Consider the following 6,461-nt stretch of genomic DNA (forward strand, 5'->3'; position numbering starts at 1 on the left):
GCCAACCCACTATAAGGCTTGGATGCTACTGTCTCCCAAGGGCTCTCCAGGCTATTGGTGGGTGGGTGGCGGGCAGATCAGTAAGGCAGAAAGACAAGCTTCTGCCTTACTGAGAAACACCATCAATAATAGCGTTAAAATTCAGGCTTCTGACCCCTTGGATTCTGGGCGCAGCTGGAGCTGAAGGCCCATTAAAAAATTGCGCAGCACCTGATCTTTACACTCACGATAATTCTTATGGCTGGGTTTACGGAAAAACGCGCTTAACTCATGATTACTTAAGCGGAACTCGGCCAGCTCAAAAATAGCTAAAATATCCTCAGCTTTTAAATTCAACGCAATACGCAGCTTCTGGAATACCATATTATTGTTCAAATCGGATTCTGGCGCGGGCGGCGGGCCTTCACGTTTGCCACGCTTAAAGCTGATAAAGCCGTTCAAAAACGCGGCTAATTCTTTATTTTTCAGCTTAACAAAATCTGCATCGTCATCTTTTTTCAACCAGGCAGAAACCTGCTCCTGGGTGACATCAAACTCTGCCAGAGAGAAAATTTTCATTACGGCGTTGTCTTTTAAATCAAAGACATACCGTATACGGCGCAGAATATCATTATTGATCAAAATACAGCTCCTAGTCTTAGGGAAATCCAATAAAGCCAAATGTCATGTGCTTTAGGTTCAGCATAAATGTGTATCTTACGTCGCCAGACTAGCTTGCTGATAGCGTTTCAAGAAGCTCATCAATCTCGGCTTTAAGCTCGTCATCATGCACTTTATTAGCGCTGGCCTTGGCATTTTGCAGGCTTTGAATTGCCGCCTCCGTTTGGCCCAGCTCCATTTGCAATTTAGCCATGGAAAGAGCGATGGATGACATATGCTCTTTGGAATTGATCGCAACGGCTTTTTCCAGCGCTTTTTCATAGCCCACCAGCGCGTCATCCAACTCCTCGGTAAAATCCGCCAGCGTTTCCCACTGCTCCGGATGATCTTTATCGGTATTTTCATTCTCGATGCAAATAGCTTTCAGCTCGGCATAGAACGAATCAAACGCCTCTCTATCTTCTTTGTCAGCCGCCCGCATTAGCTTTTCAGCCAACTCATAGACCGCCTTGTAAATCTTGGTATTAATCATTAACCACGACCCTATTTCTGAAAAACAAAAAATGAAAATAAACCGACTTATTAGCTTATTGAGCGATAAAAAATTCTTGAAGGCGCGCGATCTGCAGCCAATTTGTTATTTTATCACTGCTGCGTTCAGGGCGCGTGCGTTTGTTCACTCACTGCCTTATCGGCTTGATGGGACTAGCGGAGCGCTATAGCTTATTCAAACACCTCGTAATGGCGCTTTACGTTACCGGTTAGCCTTCCCCAGCCGGAGTTCGCCACACGCTGCTGGTGCTGTTCAAAAGCGGTTCGGTCGACAAACTCTTCATAGACGTTAAAACGATACGGATCGGCTTTATCCTGAGTGACCTCGAACGTTATGCAGCCTGGCTCTTTCAGGGTGAGCTGTCGGTGATGAATAAGCCCGGCTTTCACGGCTTCAAGGTCGCTTTCGGGGACGGTTATAAAACCTTTTAAGGTTACTTTTGCCACTGAGGCAGCCTTTTTATATAAAGCCCATTGAATTGGAAGGCACCCCACCTGAATAAGCTGAGTATTACCACTCGATATGAATGGGCGTACCCACCTTTACCAGCTCCATGAACTCGTCCATTTCGGCATTGGTCAATGCAATACAGCCATTGGTCCAATTAAAGCGTTGCGTAATAGGAGCCAGCCATCCAAGCCAGTTAAATTGCCCGTGCACCATAATAAAACCGCCGGGCGAAACTCCCAGGCTTTCTGCATGAGCCGTATCGGCTTCGTTAGGGTAACTCACATGCATTGAGCGGTAAGCCGAGGAGTCTTCTTTCTTATAGTCCAGAACGTAGTGGCCTTCGGGCGTTCGCTGATCGCCCTCCTGCACCTTATGCCCCTGCGCACTTCCGCCAAGCGCGACATGGAACTCTCTGACCACTTCGTCTCCATCCAGGAGGTACATGCGGTTGTCTGATTTATCTACTTTTACCAGATCGACATCCGCAAGCGCCGGGGTCGCGAGGAAGATCAGCAGCCATGCTATTTTGTTCATTATTTAAACCGTCAGATAAAGATTTAAGAGTGTACTGGATAGGCTTTAAAGGGCTCTAGCATTAAAACGCAACGTATAGTCGCAACGCATCCTGGTGCTGTATGCCGTTCTCAAAAATGGGTTCGGGATAATTATCTAGAAAATGGTTTTTAACTACCCGGTCAACTCTAAACCCATGGCGCTGATAATAGGTAAGCTGATACCCAAAGGTGCCGGTGCTTAACTCCACCCGCTGCATATTCTTGGTCTTCAGCTCATTCAAGGCGAATCGCAGTAGGCCAGACCCAACCCCTTGCTGTTGAAATTGCGGATATATCGCAATATTGAATATCTCGGCGGTACCGGTATTGATCGGCTTGGCGATGCACGCGCCAATGACCTTTTCATCACGCTTCGCGGCAAAATACCAGGCGCCCTCCAGGTAGGATGCAATGGTTTCCTCGGAAGGGTCCGCTTCAAGCAAAAGCTCGATGGGAATTTCGCTGACACCTACTTCCAGATAGCTCACGTTTCACCTCAGAAATACTTGATACCCAGCGGCAGTACGATGTGTTTTATCAACGACCCGCGTACTGGAGAATTTCGTAAGAGTAGGCGTATTTAAATGCGCCAGTAAGGTCGATACGAGATAGGTCTCCACGTAGCTCCGCCGCTATCAAATCCAACGCCCTGCCCTTTCGCACCGCCTCTTCGATATTCGACTGAGTGGTAAGATATCCCACCAGAGATTCAGATGTGAACGTAACCGGCAACCAACCCTTTTCGCTTGCCAGGGCGGAGAGTTGAAGGTCGCCGAAGAGCTTCATATCTTCATAACGAGTGCGAGGCGGTGATGGGAAGCGCTCAAAGTATTCATTACTGAGCCAATCATTGAACGTGTCAGAAGTCGAGTGCCCCGCAAACGCGAAGTTATAGATGACCCAGATAGCGCCGGGATTGGATGCGGCTTTATACGCAGCAAGGGCTTGCGCAGCATCGAACCAGTGAAACGCCATACACGTCGAGATGAGATCAAAACTGCCTTGCTCGGGCAGCTCAGTGTAGTCCGCTTTTCTCACGGTTAAGCCACGCCCTTGCGCGATGGCCAGCATCTCGTTTGAAGAATCAATACCCATGACCTCCTGGGCAATATCCTGAAGTAGAACGGTAGAGTCGCCGGTGCCACATGCCACGTCCACCGCCCGGCCAAAGCGCTCGGCTGGCAGATGCCGCTTCATTATCTGGAAGAGGGCTTGGTGGGTTTTCGGACGGTATTGATCATACCGCTCACCTATCCCGGTATCGGCAAAATACTGCGCCATATATGCATCCCTCGCGGCCGAGTGCTAACTAAATGCTGGCTTAATTATGACAAACAGCTTCGATATTGTAGCCATCGGGTTCCAGAATAAAGGCAGCATAATAGCTGGAGTGATACTGAGACCTGAACCCAGGAGTGCCATTACACACACCCCCATATCTTATTGCCATCTCATGAAATGCCCTGACTTCTTCGCGGGTGTTGGCGCGAAAAGCGATATGGCTCCTCGGCGTATGAGGCGTCTGTTCTGAAATCCAGAAATCACCGCCAGGATCGTCGCTTTTATTTGCCTGCGCCCCGAATCCGACCGATGTGCCTAAATCCAGGCAAATTCTATACCCGAGTGTTTCAAGAACGTTTTCGTAAAAGCGTTTACTCAGGGCAATATTGGATACGTTGATTCCGGTGTGATCGATCACTGCCTGCTCCCACGATGAAGACTGTCTATCCCTTCATACTCGAATTTTTCTCTTACAGATAGATGTCAGATATCGAACGGCTACTCTCTGACGACGTTACAAGTAAAAGCTTCTACAGAAAAACCCACTAGACTGAAACCGGCACAACACTATTGAATAGCCATACCTGACAAGCCATTTTCATCAAATGCTCAGCGGATCATCAGATCAAACGCCTTGCTATGCATGGGCGAGTTTAAGTCCCGCAAGCCCCACAACGATCAACGTTAAACTCATCAGTTTGAGTACGCCCACCGATTCGCCAAACAGCACGATGCCTAAAATGGCGGTTCCCACCGCGCCAATCCCTACCCAGATCGCATAGGCAGTGCCCACGGGCAAAGTTTTTAGCGCCAGGCCCAGCAATAGAAAGCTCGCCGCCAGCGAGAATATTGTCCAGGCGGTGGGCCAGAGTTTTGTAAAGCCCTCCGAATATTTCAGCCCGATGGCCCAGCCGATCTCTAAAAGGCCCGCGACAAACAAGATAAACCAGCTCATGTATTCCTCTTGGCCTATTGCAAAATCATTCTCGGTTACTCGATTATCTTATAATGAGGGACGGCGTTGCGGGTCAGTTTCCCTCAATCGGAATTCGCGACGCGCCGCTGATGCTGGTCAAAAGCAGCGCGATCAACGAACTCCTCGACACGTTATAGCGGCATGGGTCGGCTTGATCCTGAAGAACATCGAACGTGATACAGCTTGGTGCCGCCAGGGTTTGCTGCTTATGATACACAAGCGTCTCCTGGAACGCGCCAAGCTCGGCTTTCTACACCGTAATCGTGCCTTTGAGTATTACCTTTGTCATTTTATTTCCTTATCAATTAAAGCGTTGCTCGTAATAGCCTGCCTGGAACAGCGCGCTTATCAAGCTATTGCTGCTGAGCATTAGGTAGAGCGCATACCCCACATACAATTGACTCACGCAAAATGATTACCGCATGGGATTCCCCTATGTGGTGACTGCTAATTATCGATCTGCCTTACAAAGCCAGCATCATCTCTGATACCGACCCGATTGCCATCAGGATCAGCGATATTGATCGTTCTGCCCCAAGCGTTTTCAGTAATAGCCGCTTCAATACCCCATGCCCTGACGCTCGATAACGCGTCCTCCAAATCATCGACATTGAATCGTAATTTAAAGCTGCTTTCCTCGGGAGTCTTGATGCTGCTCTTTGCCTTGCCGCCTTGCTCGACCATCAAGTAACCATCCCCGTACTCCAGGCAAGTAAGCTTGAAACCGTTTTCATCCCGCTCGAACAACTGACGCAATCCAAACAGCCCACGGTAGAAAGCGACACACTCAACATAGTGTTCGGTATTAAGAATTACCCCATAGCGTGCCACGTTTATATTCATGGATTTCCCTTTGCTCACAAGTGATCGATTAACGGCGCATCGCGATTTAAATTACGCTCTGCCGGTATATCACTCAGATACTCCACAAACTCCACTTCAAACCCAGCCGGGTCAACGAAGTAGACGTTTTTACGAAACGGCTCGGTGGCACCCGGCTTGGCAACGGCGAAGCCCACGTTATTTAATCGAGCTACCACGGCATCCAGGTTGTCGGTCACGTAGGCAAAGTGGGCCAGGCCCACGCTATGGCCTTCCAGCGCCCGGTTTTGTCCTTCGCCATGATCGCTTAACGCCAGGTAATGCCGGTCATCACCAAAGTGCACCCACTTGCGCGGTTTGCCGTACCACTCGCCATGCCCCTCGTCGCGTATATGCCAGTGAGGGAAAGCGGCGCGATAAAAATTCAGCATGGCATCCATATCAGCAACGACCAGATTCACGTGTTCCAAATACATGTTGTTCTCCTTGCATGGGTTCGGATAAAAGGTTAAAACCTCAACCCAAGTTGAGGTAAAGATTTTTTTGAACCAACATAAAAATAGGAGCGAGAATGGCGGATGCGAACTGGAGTGTCGGCAAGGTGGCCAAGCGCTGCGGCATTAATATCAGTGCCCTGCACTTCTATGAGCAGCAAGGGCTGATTCAAAGCTCGCGCAATGCAGGCAACCAACGCCGCTATAAACCGGAGGTGCTAAGACGCATTTCAGTGATTAAAGCCGCGCAGAAGGTTGGCGTCAGCTTGGACGAGATCAAGAAAGCTTTTGAGTCACTGCCCAATAACCGCACGCCCACGGTAGAAGATTGGCAGCAGCTATCCAAGAACTGGCAGCGCATGCTGGATGGTCGTATTGCGTACCTGCAAACGCTGCGTAATAACCTGAGCGGCTGTATCGGCTGCGGCTGTTTGAGCATGACCAGCTGCCCGCTGTATAACCCGGATGATCAACTGGCTGAGCTGGGTAGCGGGCCGGTACTTTTGGATCAGGCGGAGGAGAATGCTCGGTTATAGTCTATAAAAATCCTATTTATATTAGATTAAGTACTTTATTTGTTTCTATAAAAAAGCTATTTAATAAACTGATTATGACCTAATACGCGGCACTCATAATGAACAAAATAAGATTATAAAAAAACACTATAAAAATTACTTAAAATCAATTTCAATCAACGACTTAAGTTCATTACATAAATCGCCATTCAATAC

The 6,461-nt window shown here is 48.6% G+C and carries 12 protein-coding genes; 1 reads left to right on the top strand and 11 read right to left on the bottom strand.

Annotated elements, in window-relative coordinates; translation table 11 throughout:
- Positions 1-141: 141 nt before the first annotated feature.
- The 11 genes from ACT3XD_RS08055 to ACT3XD_RS08105 form a co-directional block, all read right to left on the bottom strand.
- The gene (locus tag ACT3XD_RS08055; RefSeq protein WP_192539708.1) at positions 142-621 is read right to left on the bottom strand and encodes a YehS family protein; all 480 of its coding nucleotides are present in this window, start codon (positions 619-621) and stop codon (positions 142-144) included.
- 88 nt (positions 622-709) lie between these two features.
- Positions 710-1,132, bottom strand: a complete 423-nt coding sequence (locus ACT3XD_RS08060; protein ID WP_192539696.1) for a tetratricopeptide repeat protein — start codon at positions 1,130-1,132, stop codon at positions 710-712.
- Positions 1,133-1,323: 191 nt separating this feature from the next.
- Positions 1,324-1,599 carry a putative quinol monooxygenase gene (locus tag ACT3XD_RS08065; protein ID WP_192539697.1) on the bottom strand — a complete coding sequence of 92 codons (276 nt, stop codon included), beginning with the start codon at positions 1,597-1,599 and terminating at the stop codon, positions 1,324-1,326.
- A gap of 64 nt (positions 1,600-1,663) precedes the next feature.
- On the bottom strand, positions 1,664-2,137 hold the full coding sequence (locus ACT3XD_RS08070; RefSeq protein ID WP_192539698.1) for a L,D-transpeptidase family protein: 474 nt from the start codon (positions 2,135-2,137) through the stop codon (positions 1,664-1,666).
- A 61-nt stretch (positions 2,138-2,198) separates the two neighbouring features.
- On the bottom strand, positions 2,199-2,645 hold the full coding sequence (locus ACT3XD_RS08075; protein WP_192539699.1) for a GNAT family N-acetyltransferase: 447 nt from the start codon (positions 2,643-2,645) through the stop codon (positions 2,199-2,201).
- 49 nt (positions 2,646-2,694) lie between these two features.
- Positions 2,695-3,438 (bottom strand): class I SAM-dependent DNA methyltransferase, encoded by a 744-nt coding sequence (locus ACT3XD_RS08080; RefSeq protein ID WP_192539700.1) that lies wholly within the window; start codon positions 3,436-3,438, stop codon positions 2,695-2,697.
- A 40-nt stretch (positions 3,439-3,478) separates the two neighbouring features.
- Entirely contained in the window at positions 3,479-3,856 is a 378-nt protein-coding gene (locus ACT3XD_RS08085) for a VOC family protein (RefSeq protein WP_192539701.1), read from the bottom strand.
- Positions 3,857-4,075: 219 nt separating this feature from the next.
- Positions 4,076-4,393: a quaternary ammonium compound efflux SMR transporter SugE gene (gene sugE, locus ACT3XD_RS08090; RefSeq protein WP_192539702.1), complete on the bottom strand. Its 318-nt coding sequence runs from the start codon at positions 4,391-4,393 to the stop codon at positions 4,076-4,078.
- 73 nt (positions 4,394-4,466) lie between these two features.
- Complete coding sequence (locus ACT3XD_RS08095) at positions 4,467-4,631, bottom strand: hypothetical protein (protein ID WP_192539703.1); 165 nt, start codon at positions 4,629-4,631, stop codon at positions 4,467-4,469.
- A 230-nt stretch (positions 4,632-4,861) separates the two neighbouring features.
- Positions 4,862-5,257, bottom strand: coding sequence for a VOC family protein (locus ACT3XD_RS08100; RefSeq protein WP_192539704.1), 396 nt, complete (start codon positions 5,255-5,257; stop codon positions 4,862-4,864).
- Between the two features lie 14 nt (positions 5,258-5,271).
- Entirely contained in the window at positions 5,272-5,712 is a 441-nt protein-coding gene (locus ACT3XD_RS08105; protein WP_192539705.1) for a VOC family protein, read from the bottom strand.
- 95 nt (positions 5,713-5,807) lie between these two features.
- On the opposite strand from ACT3XD_RS08105, the gene soxR reads away from it, so the two are divergent.
- On the top strand, positions 5,808-6,266 hold the full coding sequence (gene soxR, locus ACT3XD_RS08110) for a redox-sensitive transcriptional activator SoxR (protein WP_192539706.1): 459 nt from the start codon (positions 5,808-5,810) through the stop codon (positions 6,264-6,266).
- Positions 6,267-6,461 lie beyond the last annotated feature (195 nt).

Origin of the sequence: Halomonas sp. AOP7-B1-5 (genome assembly GCF_052353045.1) — a bacterium.
Taxonomy (GTDB): domain Bacteria; phylum Pseudomonadota; class Gammaproteobacteria; order Pseudomonadales; family Halomonadaceae; genus Vreelandella; species Vreelandella colorata.

Bases quoted from the DNA above. Each gene is read 5' to 3' on its own strand.
- ACT3XD_RS08105 (WP_192539705.1), bottom strand. From the start codon at position 5,712: ATGTATTTGGAACACGTGAATCTGGTCGTTGCTGATATGGATGCCATG.
- sugE (WP_192539702.1), bottom strand. From the start codon at position 4,393: ATGAGCTGGTTTATCTTGTTTGTCGCGGGCCTTTTAGAGATCGGCTGG.
- ACT3XD_RS08100 (WP_192539704.1), bottom strand. From the start codon at position 5,257: ATGAATATAAACGTGGCACGCTATGGGGTAATTCTTAATACCGAACAC.
- ACT3XD_RS08070 (WP_192539698.1), bottom strand. From the start codon at position 2,137: ATGAACAAAATAGCATGGCTGCTGATCTTCCTCGCGACCCCGGCGCTT.
- ACT3XD_RS08060 (WP_192539696.1), bottom strand. From the start codon at position 1,132: ATGATTAATACCAAGATTTACAAGGCGGTCTATGAGTTGGCTGAAAAG.
- soxR (WP_192539706.1), top strand. From the start codon at position 5,808: ATGGCGGATGCGAACTGGAGTGTCGGCAAGGTGGCCAAGCGCTGCGGC.
- ACT3XD_RS08080 (WP_192539700.1), bottom strand. From the start codon at position 3,438: ATGGCGCAGTATTTTGCCGATACCGGGATAGGTGAGCGGTATGATCAA.